The 17,539-nt window shown below is 48.9% G+C and carries 13 protein-coding genes; 9 read left to right on the forward strand and 4 right to left on the reverse strand.

Translation table 11 applies throughout. The features are described 5' to 3' along the window. Window positions 1–26 precede the first annotated feature (26 nt). The gene (locus tag ACYVK4_RS10370) at window positions 27–1,880 is read left to right on the forward strand and encodes a M56 family metallopeptidase (protein WP_461127426.1); all 1,854 of its coding nucleotides are present in this window, start codon (window positions 27–29) and stop codon (window positions 1,878–1,880) included. Window positions 1,881–1,885: 5 nt separating this feature from the next. Continuing rightward, window positions 1,886–2,845, forward strand: a complete 960-nt coding sequence (locus ACYVK4_RS10375; protein ID WP_461127427.1) for a hypothetical protein — start codon at window positions 1,886–1,888, stop codon at window positions 2,843–2,845. Window positions 2,846–2,883: 38 nt separating this feature from the next. Here the strand turns inward: ACYVK4_RS10375 and ACYVK4_RS10380 are convergent, their stop codons facing one another. The 3 genes from ACYVK4_RS10380 to recQ all read right to left on the reverse strand — a co-directional run bounded on the left by ACYVK4_RS10380 (window position 2,884) and on the right by recQ (window position 7,797). Next, window positions 2,884–4,077, reverse strand: coding sequence for a PSP1 domain-containing protein (locus ACYVK4_RS10380; RefSeq protein WP_461127428.1), 1,194 nt, complete (start codon window positions 4,075–4,077; stop codon window positions 2,884–2,886). A 77-nt stretch (window positions 4,078–4,154) separates the two neighbouring features. Beyond that, a complete protein-coding gene (gene purD, locus ACYVK4_RS10385; protein ID WP_461127429.1) occupies window positions 4,155–5,441 on the reverse strand; it encodes a phosphoribosylamine--glycine ligase in 1,287 nt (428 codons plus the stop codon). A gap of 145 nt (window positions 5,442–5,586) precedes the next feature. Next, window positions 5,587–7,797 carry a DNA helicase RecQ gene (gene recQ / locus ACYVK4_RS10390; RefSeq protein ID WP_461127430.1) on the reverse strand — a complete coding sequence of 737 codons (2,211 nt, stop codon included), beginning with the start codon at window positions 7,795–7,797 and terminating at the stop codon, window positions 5,587–5,589. A 107-nt stretch (window positions 7,798–7,904) separates the two neighbouring features. Here recQ and ACYVK4_RS10395 point away from each other — a divergent pair, with 107 nt between their 5' ends. The 7 genes from ACYVK4_RS10395 to proC all read left to right on the forward strand — a co-directional run bounded on the left by ACYVK4_RS10395 (window position 7,905) and on the right by proC (window position 16,110). After that, the gene (locus ACYVK4_RS10395) at window positions 7,905–8,873 is read left to right on the forward strand and encodes a KpsF/GutQ family sugar-phosphate isomerase (RefSeq protein ID WP_461127431.1); all 969 of its coding nucleotides are present in this window, start codon (window positions 7,905–7,907) and stop codon (window positions 8,871–8,873) included. A gap of 323 nt (window positions 8,874–9,196) precedes the next feature. Beyond that, window positions 9,197–9,712 (forward strand): RNA polymerase sigma factor, encoded by a 516-nt coding sequence (locus ACYVK4_RS10400; RefSeq protein ID WP_046577103.1) that lies wholly within the window; start codon window positions 9,197–9,199, stop codon window positions 9,710–9,712. Window positions 9,713–10,072: 360 nt separating this feature from the next. Then, the gene (locus tag ACYVK4_RS10405) at window positions 10,073–11,545 is read left to right on the forward strand and encodes a phytoene desaturase family protein (protein WP_461127432.1); all 1,473 of its coding nucleotides are present in this window, start codon (window positions 10,073–10,075) and stop codon (window positions 11,543–11,545) included. 43 nt (window positions 11,546–11,588) lie between these two features. After that, the gene (locus ACYVK4_RS10410) at window positions 11,589–12,425 is read left to right on the forward strand and encodes a phytoene/squalene synthase family protein (protein WP_461127433.1); all 837 of its coding nucleotides are present in this window, start codon (window positions 11,589–11,591) and stop codon (window positions 12,423–12,425) included. A gap of 137 nt (window positions 12,426–12,562) precedes the next feature. After that, complete coding sequence (gene gatB / locus ACYVK4_RS10415) at window positions 12,563–14,053, forward strand: Asp-tRNA(Asn)/Glu-tRNA(Gln) amidotransferase subunit GatB (protein ID WP_461127434.1); 1,491 nt, start codon at window positions 12,563–12,565, stop codon at window positions 14,051–14,053. Beyond that, the gene (locus ACYVK4_RS10420) at window positions 14,050–15,186 is read left to right on the forward strand and encodes a redoxin domain-containing protein (protein ID WP_461127435.1); all 1,137 of its coding nucleotides are present in this window, start codon (window positions 14,050–14,052) and stop codon (window positions 15,184–15,186) included. The genes gatB and ACYVK4_RS10420 overlap by 4 nt, the downstream gene beginning before the upstream one ends. Window positions 15,187–15,306: 120 nt before the next feature. Beyond that, entirely contained in the window at window positions 15,307–16,110 is an 804-nt protein-coding gene (proC, locus tag ACYVK4_RS10425) for a pyrroline-5-carboxylate reductase (protein WP_461127436.1), read from the forward strand. 76 nt (window positions 16,111–16,186) lie between these two features. On the opposite strand, the gene purB is transcribed toward proC, so the two are convergent. Next, the gene (gene purB / locus ACYVK4_RS10430) at window positions 16,187–17,527 is read right to left on the reverse strand and encodes an adenylosuccinate lyase (RefSeq protein ID WP_461127437.1); all 1,341 of its coding nucleotides are present in this window, start codon (window positions 17,525–17,527) and stop codon (window positions 16,187–16,189) included. Between the last annotated feature and the right edge of the window lie 12 nt (window positions 17,528–17,539).

Here is a 17,539-nt window from a genome sequence, read left to right on the forward strand (position 1 = left end):
GGATCTATCCAGGATTTGTTACCGCTATGGAAATGTTACGCTATGTCGTGTTGGTCAATGGCCTGCTGGCCGTCGTAAGTATTGCCTATTATTTATTACTCCGGCGCGAGACTTTCTTTAGTGCCAATCGACTGGTTTTATGGCTGGGGCTAGCCAGTGCGCTCGTTTTCCCCGTGCTTGAACTCCCCGACTGGCGCCCACAGCCGGTTCGTTCGGCCATGCAGCGCACCGCTCAGGTCATCATCCCGAGCGTGCTGGATAAACCGGCCTTTTCACAACCCGAAGTAACCATTACCTTCCCCAACCTGAGGACCTATCACGCTTTTCAGGAACAACAGAACCGGTTCGTCTGGTCGTGGCAGACCGGGCTTATCCTGTTCTATGGCCTTGGCACACTGCTGCTGTTGATTCGGTTTACTATTCAGCTGATGTCGCTGCGAAAGCTCATTCGCCAATCGGCCCATGAGCCTTACGATGATTTCATTCTGGTACACAATGAGACGGTGTCATCGCCTTTTTCTTTTTTTAACTGGGTAGTTCTGAACCCGAACCAGCACACAGCCGACGAACTAGACCAGATTCTGCGGCATGAGCGTGTTCATGTGCGCAAACGACATAGTATCGACATGCTGGCGGTGGAATTGATCTGCATTGTGTGCTGGTTCAACCCGGCCGTCTATCTCTTTCGGCATTTGATCCACCAGATTCTCGAGTTCAGTGCCGACCGGGCCGTGCTAGCCGAAGGCATCGACGCCAAAACCTACCAGTACAATCTGTTGAAAGTGAGTTTGTCGGCGGTCGAGTCTCCCCTGTCGAGCCACTTCAGCGAAGTGCAGCTTAAAAGCCGGATTATTATGCTCAACCAACCAAACTCCTCGACCCTTACGTGGCTAAAATATCCCGTTGTACTACTGGCCACTCTCACAATAGCCTCAGCCTTTGCCCGGCCGCAACCCATAGAGGGACTGAGCAAGTACGTTGCCAAACCTGTCGTCGATGCGCTTGAGGAAGTGGTTGTCCGGGCGAAAAAAACGGATCTGGTCGTGGTTGACAAGAAGTTGGCTGGTGTCAGTAAGCAATCCATGAAAATGGATACCCAGACTTATACCAACAACAACCTAGCAACAATACTAAAAAATAGTACCGAAAGTATACCTACCCTTACAGCTAACACTCACCCATCAGTACACACTGAAGTTCGGGATAATACACTCTTTTGGGTAATCACCCCATTATCAACATTTGAGGACATCGTTCAGCTAAAAGCAGAGGTAGCTGGCTACGGCTACACTTTTGACATCGACGAGTTAAAATTTGACATGTTGCATAGGTTTCTTGTGCGTCTGGATGCGACAATGACTTCCCTGAATGCCCAGGGACGACGAACGACCGAAGAAGTAGAAGTAAACAAACCGATGAAGTCTTTTGGCGGGCAAATTTCTATACTCAAACCAGGTGTATTGGGGGTAAACGAATTAGGAACCAACAGTACTTATCCAACCAAAACGTTGATGGCTAAAGCACTGGCCGACGAACAAAATGTTCAACGCCTGTTGGAAGACAATCGACTTGATTATATGATAGCGGAAGGACTGGCCCTAACAAAAGACAATTGGGTAACTAAGCGGTTCAGTGCCGATGAGATTGTGAGCAATCAGGCGGTTATCCAAACACAAACAGGGCTATCCTTTGCTAAAACGGGCCAATTGACTACCAGCAACAAGGAGAACAAAAGCTATTGGCTCAATAATCATCCTATTACATCAAGCGAATTAAGGAACATAAGCTTAACCCAAATTTATTCGGTCATAACGCGAGATAAATTCATTGATAATAATCAGACAACCCAACGAATTGTCTTGATTTATACAACATTATAACCGTCATGTACTCGTTCACCAACCGTTTCAGTGGCCCTAGCCTACGTCAGCGCGTGGGGATGATCAACAGTCAACCTTCGGGTGCACTTGCCTGGTGGCGGTATGCCCTGTGGGTATTCCTGATGGCGATCGTTGTACTGGCCTGTCAGCACGAAACCCGGAAAAGCATTCATATTCCAGGGGGAGATTGGGATGGTAACGGCCTGCCTGCTACCAGCTTAACGAGGGCCGGGGTCCTTGATTTAGAAGAAAGAGGTACCTGGTATCGGCATCTGGCCCTTTACGCCGAAAAGTCCGGTACGGAGGTTGTGCAAAGCAAACCAATAATACTTCAGATTAAAGGTGATCATTTTATAGTGCCGGAAGACTATAAGTACGAATCAGCGGTCTACGTTGATGGCGAAGAAGTGCCCGTTGATTCATTATCAAAACTGGCTCCGGAGTTTGTCAGCGAGTTGTTTGTCATGCACCAATGGGAGAATATGGCTGATGTCGATACAAAAGCCAAATCCTATCAGATTTTTATTCAGACGAGCCCCAAACCCGTTCTGTTCAACGAAAAACGGAAACAGTTTTTTACCCTGTTGCAGGCAGCAGCCATCTCAAAACATCCGCTGGGTGAAACGTTCTCCTTCAACATGAATCAGTTGCTCGAAGCAACGTTTTTCCGCAATAAAGATGCGCTGGTCGAACGCACAAAAGACGAACACCTGAACGTTTACGACGATTACGCTAATTCTGTAGAGGTTTCTATCAACAATTTACCAGCTACCGTTGCCGATGTAAAGACCATTCATGTTCGGGAAGTAGGTCGACTGTACACCCAGGAACGGCCCTATACAGACTGGTTTCGGGCCGATGATCCATTACCCCGGTTTCGCCTGAACATAGAAACCGCGCCCAAGCGTGCCAAACGCGATAGCAGTTACTACGTCTTTAGTCCATTTTATACTGGTGATTTTTAAAACAAACAACCCCGAAACTATTCCGGGGTTGTTTAATTCTAGACTTTACCGTTGGGGGCCGGTCGGGGCGTGTTGCCTTCCGGTCCACGGGATTTCTTCTTTTTCTTTTTGCTGGCCGTACGAGCCGTGTATTTGGCATCGAGTTTTTGCAGGTCGCTATTGAGGGCAGCGGCCGTAACGGGCTCTTTGTCGCCAATGGGTGTCAGCACGTCGAACGATTCGGGAATTACACCTTTCTTGTTCAGGTCAGCAATTTCCATTACGCGGGCAATGGGCAACGGATACCAGGTGCTCTCGGCCCCGTAGCCAAACCACATCAGCTTCCGAAAAATATCGGTCTTTTGCAGGTAGGCTCGCCCCTTCTGGGTTTCCAGAGGTTTCTCAATCGTTGGAATATCCCGAAGGGCATCCATGTAGGTGTCCAGTTCGTAGTTCAGGCAGCACTTCAGACGCCCACACTGACCGGATAGCTTCGCCGGATTCAACGACAGGTTCTGGTACCGGGCCGCCGATGTAGCGATGTTCTTAAAATCGGTGAGCCAGGTGGAGCAGCAAAGTTCGCGGCCGCAGGACCCAATGCCCCCCAGCCGACCGGCCTCCTGCCGAAGGCTAATCTGGCGCATTTCAATGCGGGCTTTGAATTCTCCCGCCAGCATTTTGATCAGCTCACGAAAGTCAACCCGCTCTTCAGACGAATAATAGAAAGTCGCCTTGGTATTGTCTGACTGGAATTCAACATCAGACAATTTCATGTTCAGTTTTAGCTCGCGGGAAATTTCGCGGGAGCGGTACAGGGCGGGCAGATCGCGAAGGACTGCCTGTTCGTGGCGTTCGAGGTCTTTGGGCGTCGCAATACGGTGAATCACTTTTGTATCGTCCGTGATTTTGACACCGCGTTTTTTCACCTGTATGCGTACCAGTTCGCCTTGCAGCGAAACCGATCCAACATGAAAACCCGACTGCATCTCAACGACTACATAGTCGCCCGTTGTGAGGTCAAGCTGGTGCACGTTTCGGTAATATTCTTTGCGGCCACCTTTAAATTTAACCTCTACAACATCGTATCGCAGGCCTGGCATGGCAATATCGCTCAGCCAGTCAAAAGAGTTCAGTTTGTTGCAGCCTCCGGTGCTGCACCCTCCGCTACCGCATCCTTTTGTGGCTGTTTTCTCGCCATCGGATGCGCCACGCTGGGTTCCACACCCGCCGGTTGCACAAGATTTGCAGGACATGTATATATATAATTTACGACGTCCGAATGAGTCTGTCCGTTAGCATCTGTGCTTACACAGGCTCATCCTTCAATCAGTTAGTCGGAATACCGGATCAGGTCGAGCCCGATGTCTTTCCGGTACTGTTTTCCGTCAAATTGTACTGTCCGGGCCGCTTCCTGCGACTTCCTGACAGCGTTTTCAAGCGAGTTGGCCTGTGCTGTAACAGCCAGTACGCGTCCGCCATTGGTCAACGCGTGACCGTTATTTTCGAGCGTTCCGGCATGAAATGCCATTACATCTTCTAAACGCCCTAACTCTGAAATCAGTTTACCGATTTCGTATTTGCCGGGATAGCCGCCCGACACCAGCATGGTCGTTACCGCCGTTTGCGGAGACACCTGAACCGACACACTATCGAGTTTACCTTCGGCAGTAGCCAGCATTAATTCGGCAAAATCACTCTGAATCCGGGGCAGTACAACTTCCGTTTCGGGGTCGCCCATACGCGCATTGTATTCAATAACGTAGGGCTCGCCATTTACTTTCATCAACCCCACAAAAATGAATCCCTTGTAAGAGATGCCTTCCTGCTGCAATCCAGCCAGCGTCGGTTTAACAACCTTATCTTCAACTTTCTGTAAAAAGGCTTTGTTGGCAAATACTACTGGCGAAACGGCCCCCATGCCACCGGTATTCGGACCCGTATCGCCATCGCCAATTCGTTTATAATCTTTCGCTTCGGGCAAAATCTTGTAGCTGGTGCCATCGGCCAGGACAAAGACCGACAATTCGATACCACGCAAAAATTGCTCCACAACGACCTTACTCCCGGCTTCGCCGAAGGTTTGCCCGTCCAGCATGTCACGCAGCGCCGATTGGGCATCGGCCAGGGTTTCGGCAATGATAACTCCTTTGCCGGCAGCCAGACCATCGGCTTTGATCACAATAGGCAGCGGATGGCTTTCCAGATAGGTCAGGCCTTCCTGAAGCGTTTCGGCCGTGAATGTTCTGGAAGAAGCGGTAGGAATACCGTAGCGGAGCATAAACTGCTTGGAAAAGTCTTTGCTCCCTTCCAGTTGGGCTCCTTTGGCATCGGGCCCAACGATGCGAAGTTTAGACAAACCACGTTGCTTATGCAGGTAATCAACGATCCCTTTCACCAGGGGCTCCTCCGGACCAACAATGAGCAAGTCAATCTTATTGTCACGAACAGCCTTGGCAACGGCTGGAAAATCATTGTAACTAATGGGCAAGTTCGTAGCCACCTGCGCCGTTCCGGCATTGCCCGGTGCTACAAATAATGTATCGCACAACGGGCTTTGCGCCAATTTCCAGGCAAAAGCATGTTCACGCCCGCCCGACCCTAGTATTAGTATATTCATAAATTAGTGAGTAACGGGGTCGCCCGTGCGGTCGATAAATCGGCAAGTCAGTAGGTCAATAAGTGGCTGACGACAGAGAAACACATGCCGGTCCGCTGATGCGGTCAGCCACTTACCAACTTACTGACTTACCAACTTACTAACTTTAATTAGCTACTTCCGACAGGAATTTGATGCGCATCAGGCGCAGATCTTGTTCGGTGAAATCGTCGCCCCCGAATTCGCGCATGGCTACGGCAATATTATCGCTTTCGGCATGCATGAAATATTGAAAAATTTCGTCCTGTCGGTCTTCATCCATGACCTGATTGATGTAATAATCGAGGTTCAACCGCGTACCTGAGTAGCAGATGTGCTCGATCTCCTCCATCAGGTCTTCCATGGTCAGGGATTTTGACTCGGCAATTTCATCCAGGTCAACCTTACGGTCAATCTGCTGGATAATAAAAATCTTGACTTTTGATTTATTGACTGTAGACTTGATAACGACGTCTTTGGCCGTCTCTATATCATTATCTTCAACGTATTTAGTGATCAGATCAATAAACTGCCGGCCAAATTTCTGCACTTTCCCCATCCCGACCCCATTGATCTGGGCCATTTCCTCACGCGTGGTGGGGTACGTGGTTGCCATTTCTTCCATGGATGTCTCCTGGAAAATAACGTAGGGTGGCAGATTTTTCTCTTTGGCGATCCGCTTCCGAAGGGCTTTCAGCAGGCCGAGCAACTCTTCATCGTAAGCTATACCACCCGATGCTGGTGTCGAATCCTTATCTTCATCCTCTTTGATGTCGATTACCTGCTGTTCGTAGTCGTGATCTTTCGTTAGGGTAATTGGATACGGGTCTTCGATGTAGTTAAGGCCCCGCTGGGTTAATTTCAGGATACCATAGTTATCGACATCTTTTTCGAGGTAGCCGTAAATGGTAATTTGCTTGATAACCGAGCACCAGAAGTTACAGTCTTCGTTGAATTCGCGGCCTTTGCCATATACATCAAGCCGGTCGTGTTCGTAACTCGTAACGTACTGATTTCCCGTAGCAGTCAGTACATCGGCCAGGTGAGCCACATCGAAACGCTGGTCGGTTTGGAGCACCGTCTGCAATGCCAGTACCACTTCATGCTGCGCTTTGAACTTCTCGGGCGATTTCAGGCAGTTATCGCAGAAACCGCAATCTTTCTCCATGAACTCCCCAAAGTAACCGAGTAACTGCCGACGACGGCAAACGCCCAGATTGGCGTAGGAAACCATCTCAGTCAGCAGATGCTTGGCATTATCACGCTCAGTAACGGGTTTATCCTTATTGAATTTTTCGAGCTTAACGATATCGTCGTAGCTGTAAAACATCAGACAGTTACCCTCCAGCCCATCGCGCCCGGCCCGGCCCGTTTCCTGATAATAGCCTTCGAGCGATTTGGGCGCATCGTAGTGAATCACGAACCGAACATCGGGCTTGTCGATACCCATACCAAAGGCAATAGTGGCACAGATCACATCAACATCCTCATTCAGGAACGCATCCTGATTGTTCATGCGGGTTACGGGGTCCAGACCCGCGTGGTACGGCAATGCCTTTACATCATTTACGCGCAGGAGTTCGGCAATCTCTTCGACCGTCTTCCGACTCAGGCAGTAGATGATCCCCGACTTGCCTTTGTTCTGCTTGATGTACTTGATCAGCTGTTTTTTGGCGTCAACTTTTGGCCTTATTTCGTAGTAAAGGTTCTTTCGGTTAAAAGACGTCTTATACAGGTTGGCGTCCTCCATCTGCAGGTTTTTCTGAATATCCTGCTGAACTTTAGGTGTAGCGGTGGCCGTAAGCGCGATAACGGGTAAGTTCCCGATGTTATCGACGATACCCCGAATCTTGCGGTACTCCGGTCTGAAATCGTGCCCCCATTCCGATATACAGTGAGCTTCATCAATGGCCACGAAAGAGATGTTGGCTTTCTTCAAAAAGTCCAAATTTTCTTCCTTGGTTAATGATTCGGGAGCAATGTATAGCAGCTTAAGTGAACTGTTGAGCGTATCTTTTTTAACCTTATTCATCTCCGCTTTCGAGAGCGTTGAGTTAAGGAACTGAGCATTAATGCCAAACGCATTCAACTGATCGACCTGGTTTTTCATTAAGGCGATCAAAGGCGATATAACAACCGCTGTGCCCTCGCTTACAATAGCTGGTAGTTGATAACACAGCGATTTACCTGCGCCGGTTGGCATGATAACAAAGGTATTCCGCCCCGCCAAAATGCTGTAAATAATGGCTTCCTGTTCGCCCCGGAACTGGCTATACCCGAAAATTTCTTTTAGCCGCTCTTTAAGAGTTGAATGGACCGACTGATCAACCTGCATCATTCTACAAATCGTACAAAAGTTACTTTACTCACTATGCTTGCTGTATCTTTGCTATATAAAGTTAGCGAATATACACAGCAAACAATTCCTGATTATCAAAACTGACGTTGAAAGTAATAAAAAATCCTAAGACTATTGCCTGCGCGGTTCTGCTAGCTGAGGCCGAAGCAATCCGTAATGCCGTTGATCTGCTCGACGATCAATTCGATGCCACGGTTGATATGATACTCAACGCATCGGGCCGATTGGTAGTAACCGGCGTTGGGAAAAGTGCCCTTATTGGCCAGAAGATCGTAGCCACCCTGAACTCAACGGGCACACCGTCTTTGTTCATGCACGCGGCCGATGCCATTCACGGCGACCTGGGCATGATCCAGACAAACGATATAGTTTTACTGATCTCAAAAAGCGGCAACACGGCTGAAATTAAGGTACTCATACCATTGTTGAAGCGTACGGGCGTTCGATTGATCGCGCTTGTGAGCGCCCGTGACTCGTATCTGGCCCAGCATGCCGACTATGTGCTCCATGCCTACGCCGAATATGAAGCCGATCCGCTGAACCTTGCTCCTACGACCAGTACAACCGTTGCGCTGGCCATTGGCGACGCGCTGGCGGTCAGCCTGCTCGAAGTGCGTGGATTTACCCGACAGGACTTCGCCCGGTACCATCCCGGCGGGTCGCTTGGCAAACGACTGTATTTGAAAGTTGCTGATATTTTTCCCCACAACCAATGTCCGCAGGTGCCTCTGACGACCCCCGTCAGGGAAGTAATCTTCACGATTTCGGCCAACAGATTGGGAGCAACTGCTGTTGTCGACGAGTCGGGTTTGTTGGTTGGAATCGTTACCGATGGCGATATACGCCGTATGGCCTATGACCATACCTCATTCTGGCAACTCTGCGCCCAGGATGTTATGACCCCCTCCCCTGTTTGTGTAGACCCCGATGAATACGCCGTAGCTGCTCTTCAGTTGATGCAGGAACGGGACGTTTCACAACTTGTCGTAACTGAAGATAAGCGTGTGTTAGGCTTTATACATCTCCACGATTTGCTGCGGGAAGGGCTTATTTAACTGGAAACTGACGTTTTTTCTTTATTTCTACAGACATCCTACGTTCGAGGCTATTAGTCTCGAACTTTTTGTTTAATAAAAATGTATAATTGTTAAACAAAATCCACAGTGTGGAATCCACATAATGGGGGAAATATTCCACACTCCACACAGTTGGCAACTAACGTATACAGATCCTAATTTAAATTTAACCTTACATAACCTGCTATCTATCAGAAAGTTACGCTAAGCAGGTTTTAAGTCTGGGTACTTTGGAAAAAGACTGGTTGTGTTTTTGTCTATGAGGATAATGTATTCGATTCAACAGAAAAACTTAAACAGCCATGACCGCTCTCGAATTTACTAACCATATCGGCAAAGTGTCTAAATCGTTACGTCCATTTGCTCTGCGTTTAACCAAAGACGTTGAAGATGCAAACGACCTGTTACAGGACACATTACTGAAAGCATTTACTAATCGTGACAAATACACTGACGGTACCAATCTGAAAGCCTGGTTATATACGATCATGAAGAACACATTCATTACCAACTATCAGCGTATGGTGCGTAAGAACACGTTCATTGACACGACAGACAATCTGCACTACATTAATTCGATCGAGAGCAGCACAGATAATATAGCGTATTCATCGTTTGCACAGGACGACATCAACCGGGCCGTTAATGGTTTGGACGACACGTACAAAACGCCGTTCATGATGCACTTCCGGGGCTTTAAATACCACGAAATTGCTGCAAAGCTTAATATCCCCATTGGAACGGTGAAGAACCGCATTCACATTGCCAGAAAGGAATTGAAAGGTCAACTAAAAGTTTACGCATATTTCAATGCCTAAGCGAGACTTTTGTAAAGTCTTTCGTCTAAGGTTTATTGATTGAGTAGTTTTTGGTTAAAAAAGAGGAAGGTTCGAAAAGTTGGGTAGTTTCTACCCAACTTTTTTTTGTTTTAACATTTTCATAATCAACAAACTACAACACAAACGCCCCATTTAAGGGCGTTCGATTTGAAACAAAACAGGAAAACCTGCCCTCAAAGAAAAGAAGGGGATTGTCTGTAATTGTATCTCCGAAAGACGATAAACGGAGCCTATAGGGAACGATAAAAAACAGGGATGATTAGAAATTTTAGATAGTTTAGGCAAAACAAATTTCTTCATCAATTACTTTTCCTGTCTCTTACCCAACTGTACCCACCAATGCCTAAACGAGTTCTTGTTATTGGAGCCGGTTTTGCCGGGCTTTCTGCCGCCACAAGCCTTGCCGATAAAGGTTATGATGTTACCCTCCTCGAAAAAAATAGTATGCCCGGTGGGCGAGCCCGCGTCTTTAACGAAAAAGGGTTTACGTTCGACATGGGACCCAGCTGGTACTGGATGCCTGATGTGTTTGACACCTACTTTGCCCGCTTCGGAAAAAAAACCTCAGATTATTACAACCTTGTTCGTCTCGACCCATCCTATACCGTCGTTTTTAGCAACGAAGAAGCCGTAGATCTCCCCGCCGGGCTGGATAACCTCGAAACATTATTTGAAAAAATAGAGCCGGGCAGCGGTCCCATGCTTCGTGAGTTTCTGAAGCAGGCCGCTTATAAGTACGAGGTAGGCATGAACAAATTTGTTTGGAAGCCCAGCCGGTCCGTCACTGAATTCATGAGTTTGAAATTACTCTATGATGTAACTCGTCTGGATGTATTCAAATCGTTTGCCGTTCATGCCCGTAAATTTTTCAAAAACCCGCGCCTGCTCGAAATTATAGAGTTTCCCGTCTTGTTCCTGGGTGCCACACCCGCCAACACACCCGCCATGTACAGCCTGATGAACTATGCCGAAATGGCGCTGGGCACCTGGTATCCGATGGGCGGCATGCACGAGATTGTCAAAGCCATGGTTAGCCTGGCCGAGGAAAAAGGGGTTAAAATTTTACTGAACCAAACTGTTCAACAAATCGATGTACTAAAAAAGAAGGCGCATCGCGTGGTAACGAACAACGGTATTTTTGAGGCAGATGTGATTGTGGGGGGTGCCGACTATCATCATATCGACTCCAGTCTGGTATCGGCAGAGCACCAGAATTATGATGAAGCCTACTGGAAAAGCAGGGTGATGGCACCGTCGTCACTGCTATTCTATTTGGGTGTCAGCAAGCGTATTCCCCGATTGCAGCATCATAATCTGTTCTTCGATGAAGATTTCAAACTTCATGCGCAGGAAATTTACGAAACGCCCCGTTGGCCCACTAAACCACTGTTTTACGCGTCGGCACCGTCAAAAACAGACCCGAGCGTGGCCCCGGAAGGATGCGAAAATTTGTTTTTACTCATTCCCGTAGCCCCCGATCTGACCGATGATGACGCCACCCGTGAGCGTTACTTCGACATGATCATGGACCGGCTCGAAGCGTATGTGGGTGAGGATATTCGTAATTATCTGGTCTTTAAACGGAGTTACGCGCACAGCGATTTCAAACAGGATTACAACGCGTATCGTGGAAATGCCTATGGATTAGCCAATACGCTTTTACAGACAGCGCTGCTCAAACCGTCCCTTAAGAATAAACGGGTAAACAATTTATTCTACACCGGTCAATTGACCGTGCCGGGCCCGGGTGTTCCGCCGTCCCTGATTTCGGGCTTAGTCGTGGCCGACGAGGTAGCGAAAGAATTTGCTTAATTTTACATCTACACGCTTACTTATACCTACCCTTCTAAACTCTATGATGGCTCTGTTCAATAAAACCGCACTGGAATGCAGTAAAATCATTACTGAGAATTACAGTACGTCGTTTACATTAGGCATCAAAACGCTTGATCGTAAATTCCATCTGCCTATTTATGCCATCTACGGATTTGTTCGGTATGCGGATGAAATCGTGGACACGTTTCATGATTTCGACAAAAAAACGCTGCTGGAACGCTTCAAACATGACACTTACCAGGCTATTGAAGAAGGCATCAGCCTCAACCCGGTATTGCAGTCGTTCCAACTGGTTGTTCGCGAGTATAAGATCGAGCATGAGTTGATCGAGGCCTTTCTGAAAAGTATGGAAATGGATCTCTACTGTCAGGATTACGATGCCGATGGCTATAACAAATATATTTATGGCTCTGCCGAAGTAGTGGGTCTTATGTGTTTGCGGGTTTTCTGCGAAGGCAATCTGGCGGAGTTCGACCGGCTTCGGGCATCGGCCTGCAAGCTGGGAGCGGCCTTTCAGAAGGTAAACTTTCTGCGCGACCTGAAAAGCGATTTCGTTGATCGGGGCCGTACGTACTTCCCCGGTGTGGATTTCAATGATTTCGGGGGCGATGCCAAACAACTTATCGAAGCCGACATTCAGAACGATTTCGACGAAGCGTATATTGGTATTATGAATCTGCCCAAGGGCGCTAAGATGGGCGTTTATCTGGCCTATATCTACTATCAGACCTTATTTAACAAGATCAAGCAGCTATCGGCCACACGTATCCAGAGCGAAAGGGTTCGGGTACCCAACCCGCAAAAATTCGCTCTTCTGGCCCGAACGTATGTAAAATACCGACTAAACGTCCTATAGATTTACCTCTTCCGGAACGGTTGCATTTTGGCCTGCTTATTGATCTGTTCAACTCATGGTTTTGTTAAAGCCATGAGGCAGCTATCCCCCTGTTTTATTTCTGCCTATCTTTGCCTAAAATCATTTAGTTTTTGTCAATGGTGGACCAGGAGCTTATTTCGCCGGAGGTTCTGTCTCAATACGAAGCAGTTATTGGGTTAGAAGTACACTGTCAGTTACTCACGCAGAGCAAGATATTTGCATCCGATGCCAACGCATTCGGTGCAGAACCCAATACCAATATCAGCGTCATCACACTGGGGCATCCCGGTACGTTACCCAAACTAAATCGCAAAGCCGTTGACTATGCCATACGCATGGGATTGGCCTGCGGAAGTACTATTACCCGTCACAACGTTTTTGCCCGAAAAAATTATTTCTACCCCGACCTGCCAAAAGGATACCAATTATCGCAGGACAAAGGCCCGATTTGCGTTGGCGGGGGTATTCCGGTTACAGTAAAAGACCCAATCACGGGCGAACCTTACCAGACAACCATCCAGATTCACCACATCCACCTCGAAGAAGATGCCGGTAAATCCATTCACGATGGCGACGACTGGGCCACGCAGCTTGATTACAACCGTGCGGGCACGCCCCTGATCGAAATGGTAACCGACCCCTGTATTCGGACGGCCGAGGAAGCGGGGCAGTACTTAACCGAAGTTCGGCGCCTGGTTCGGTACCTCGACATTTGCGACGGTAATATGGAAGAAGGTTCGCTTCGGTGCGATGTAAACGTTTCTATCCGGCCGAAGGGAGCTACGCATCTGGGCACGAAAGTTGAAGTCAAAAACCTGAATTCGATTCGAAACGTGATGCGGGCCGTCGAAAGCGAGTTTCTGCGGCAAGTTGAACTGACCGAAACAAACGGACGGATCACGCAGGAAACGCGTACGTTCGATGCCGCCACCGGGCTTAGCTACGGCATGCGGGAGAAAGAAACGATGAATGACTATCGTTACTTCCCCGACCCGGACCTGACGCCGGTGGTTATTTCGGACGAGTGGCTTGCCGACATTCAGGCGAATATGCCCGTGCTGCCAGCCGCTTTATATGAGAAATTCACGACGGTCTATGGCCTGCCCGATTACGATGCGGCCCTGCTGACCGACGCCAAGGAGCTGGCTGAATATTATGAAGCCGTTTGTGGGCAAACGACGAATTATAAAGCCGTTTCGAACTGGATCATGGGACCCGTGAAAGGGCAGCTCAACGAAAAAGCCCTGCGCGATCGCCAGTTTCCCGTTTCGGCAGAGCGGCTGGCCTCGCTCATCAACCTGATTGATAACGGTACGGTTAGCCAAACGGCTGCTCAGCAAGTGTTTAGTCTGATGATTGAGCAGCCGAACACGTCGCCGGAAGATCTGGCGAAAGCAAATGGTCTGGTACAGAATCGCAATACCGACGCCTTACAAACGTTGGTAGAAGAGGTGCTGGCTGCCTGGCCCGACAAAGTTGAACAATACCGGAAAGGCAAGAAAAACCTGTTGGGTTTATTTGTTGGTGAGGTGATGAAAAAATCCAAAGGTTCAGCCGACCCCAAATTGGTGAATGAGTTACTAGCAAAGACATTACATAAAGCATGAAAAATTTATTATTCAGTATAGCCAGTTTGGTAGCCCTGGGCCTGACAGCCAATGCCCAGACAACCAAGCCGTTTACGGTAACGGGGAAAGTGAACAAGGCAACACCGGGAAGCTACGTTTATCTGGAAACCAACTCCCAGCCGACGCGCAAGATCGACTCCACGAAAGTGATGGCGGGCAACACCTTCACTATGAATGGAAAGGTGGCCGAGGGGGGCGAAATATTCGTTCTGAACGTAGGCGGTGGCCAGAAAATGGCCTTGCTGGTTGAAGGGGGCGAAACCCTGAATGTGCTGGCCGACGGCTTCGTTATGGATGCCAAGACGGGTCAGACCGGGAAGGCCACTGTGACCGGCTCCAAAAACATGGAGTACTACAACAAGCTCAATGTGCTGCGCACCGATATGGAAGCCAAAGTCGCTAGCTGGAACAAACAGGTAGCCGCAGCAACCGAGAAAAAGGATAACAAGCGTATTGCGCAAATTGAACAGGATTATCAGGTTGCCGAACAGGACGTTGTCAGCAAGGTGAAGGCTATGTTACCCGAAATGGGAACGTCGTTAGTGTCGTTATTCGCGCTTAACTTCATCAATATCGACTCTGACTTTGCTACGTACGACGAGCTGGCCCAACGTTTCGAGGAAGAAAAGCCCAACAGCCCGCATGCCAAATCATTGATTGGCCGGGTGGCCCGTATCAAAGGGGTATCAGTTGGTGCTCCGGCTCCCGAAATAACGTTGAATGACACGACGGGCACGCCCGTTCCGCTGTCGTCCCTACGCGGCAAATACGTGCTGATCGACTTCTGGGCATCCTGGTGCGGTCCCTGCCGGGCCGAGAACCCAAATGTGGTTCGGATGTACAACAAATTTAAAGACAAGGGATTCGCCATTTACAGCGTTTCGCTCGATCAGGCTAAGGCCAATTGGACCAAAGCCATTCGCAACGACAACCTAACCTGGACCCACGTTTCAGACCTTAAATTCTGGCAATCGGCTGCTGCTCAGCAATATGGTGTGCAGGCCATTCCAGCCACGTTCCTGCTCGACAAGGATGGAAAGATCATTGCCAAGAATTTGCGCGGTCCGGCTCTGGAACAGAAATTGGAAGAAATTCTAAAAGGTGGCCAATGAGTTAGCCGCAAGTCGTTAGTTTTGCAGGGTCAGGTTTACGAACCTGACCTTTTTTTTGGCCTCTGGCCTCAATTACCCTTCATCAACTATGATTTATTCACTAATTCACTCTTTGAAAAAATGAAAATCGCTATTGTTGGCTGCGGTAATATGGGAATGGCTTTTGCCAAATCATTCATTCAGTATGATCTGGTAAAGAAAGATAACCTGCTGTTAATTGAAAAAAGTGCTGAACGCTCAGAGGCTCTCAAGAGCGAGAAAGCAGGGATTGTCGTCGATACGATTGGCCCCCATGTTGGCGAAACCGACCTTATCATTCTGTCGGTGAAACCACAGGATTTCAACAGCGTTCACGAAGCGCTCCGGGAGGCCATCCAGCCGAATCAGATCGTGCTGTCCATCATGGCCGGTATTCCGATGGCACAGATTCAGGAAAAACTTGGGCATCCGCTGGTGGTCCGGGCTATGCCAAACACGCCCGCAATGCTCGGCATGGGTATAACCGGTTTTACAGCTGCAAAAGAGGTCGATTTAGCCAGTTTGCGCCGGGTCGAAAATCTGATCAACGCGACCGGCCGTTCCATTTTTCTGGAAGATGAATCCATGCTCGATGCTGTCACGGCACTTAGTGGCAGCGGCCCCGCCTATTTTTACTATGTCGTAAAAGCGATGATCGACGCCGGCAAACAGATGGGATTCGATGATGCCGTGGCGGCCTTGCTGGTCAAACAAACCATGCTCGGGGCCTATCACCTCATTAACACTGCCGACAAATCGCTGGACGAACTCATCAAAGCCGTAGCCTCTAAGGGCGGTACGACCGAAGCGGCCCTGCGCGAATTTGAAAGTGGTGGCCTGGCCGATACGCTGGTAGCAGGCATCAAAGCCGCCCAAACCCGGTCGACGGAGCTGTCGAAAGGGTAACGTAGCGCCGACCGTCCTGGTCAGGTGTGTAAGAAAACAACCAGACACCCAACCGGGACGGTCGGCGTTACAGAATTTACAAGCCTGTATAACTAAACGGCGTAATAGCCCGCAACTCTGTTTTCACTGACTCCGACACGTTCAATTCGTTAATAAATTCCTGTATGCCCTGCTCAGTGATCTTCTGATTGGTACGCGTGAGCGCTTTCAGAGCTTCATAAGGCTTGGGATATCCTTCGCGCCGAAGAACGGTTTGGATACCTTCAGCGACTACGGCCCAGTTGTCTTCCAGATCAGCGGCAATGGCAGCCGGATTCAGTTCAAGTTTGCCAAGCCCTTTCAGCAGCGACTTTAGCGCAATAACTGAATGGGCAAAAGGAACACCAATACTCCTCAACACGGTCGAATCGGTCAGATCACGTTGCAGACGGGAGATAGGCAGTTTAGCCGACAGATGCTCGAACAGGGCGTTGGCAATACCCAGATTACCTTCCGAATTTTCGAAATCAATGGGGTTCACTTTGTGGGGCATAGCCGACGAACCCACCTCGCCTTCTTTCAGCTTCTGCTTGAAGTAGTTCATGGACACGTAAGCCCAAACGTCGCGGTCGAGGTCGATCAGGATCGTGTTCAGGCGTTTGAACGCATCGAGCGTAGCCGCCAGCATGTCATAATGCTCAATTTGGGTCGTAAACTGACTCCGAACCATACCCAGGCTTTCGACGAACTTATCCCCGAACTCTTTCCAGTTTGTGCCAGGATACGCTACGGCATGGGCGTTAAAGTTACCAGTCGCTCCGCCAAACTTAGCTGCCGTTGGGATGGTCTCCAGCAGATGAAGCTGCTTTTCTATGCGTTCTACGAACACCAGCAGTTCTTTCCCTAATCGCGTTGGCGATGCGGGTTGACCGTGTGTGCGGGCCAGCATGGATACATCTTTCCACTGCTCAGCCAGCACCTGCAAACGCATGAACGCATCCCGGTAAAGCGGCACAATCTCAGTGGTGAGCGCATCGCTTAACAACAGAGGAATAGCCGTATTATTAATATCCTGCGAGGTCAGGCCGAAGTGAACAAACTCCAGAAACGGCTCCACCGGCGACCCTTCCAGCTTTTCTTTTATAAAATACTCAACCGCTTTAACGTCGTGGTTGGTCGTTTTTTCGATTTCCTTAATGCGCAGGGCGTCAGCTTCCGTAAAATTCTCGTAAAGCGCCCGAAGCGCCGGAAACTGCGACGCATCGACACTGGCCAGTTGCGGCACCTGCCATTCGCAAAGCGCAATGAAATACTCAATTTCGATGCGAACCCGGTAATGAATCAGACCAAGTTCGGAAAAATAGGGAGCCAGCGCGTCAACCTGCGACCGATAGCGGCCGTCAACAGGCGATATGGCCGTCAATGCAGATAAATTCATATATGTATAATG

This window comes from Spirosoma aerophilum (assembly GCF_054782495.1).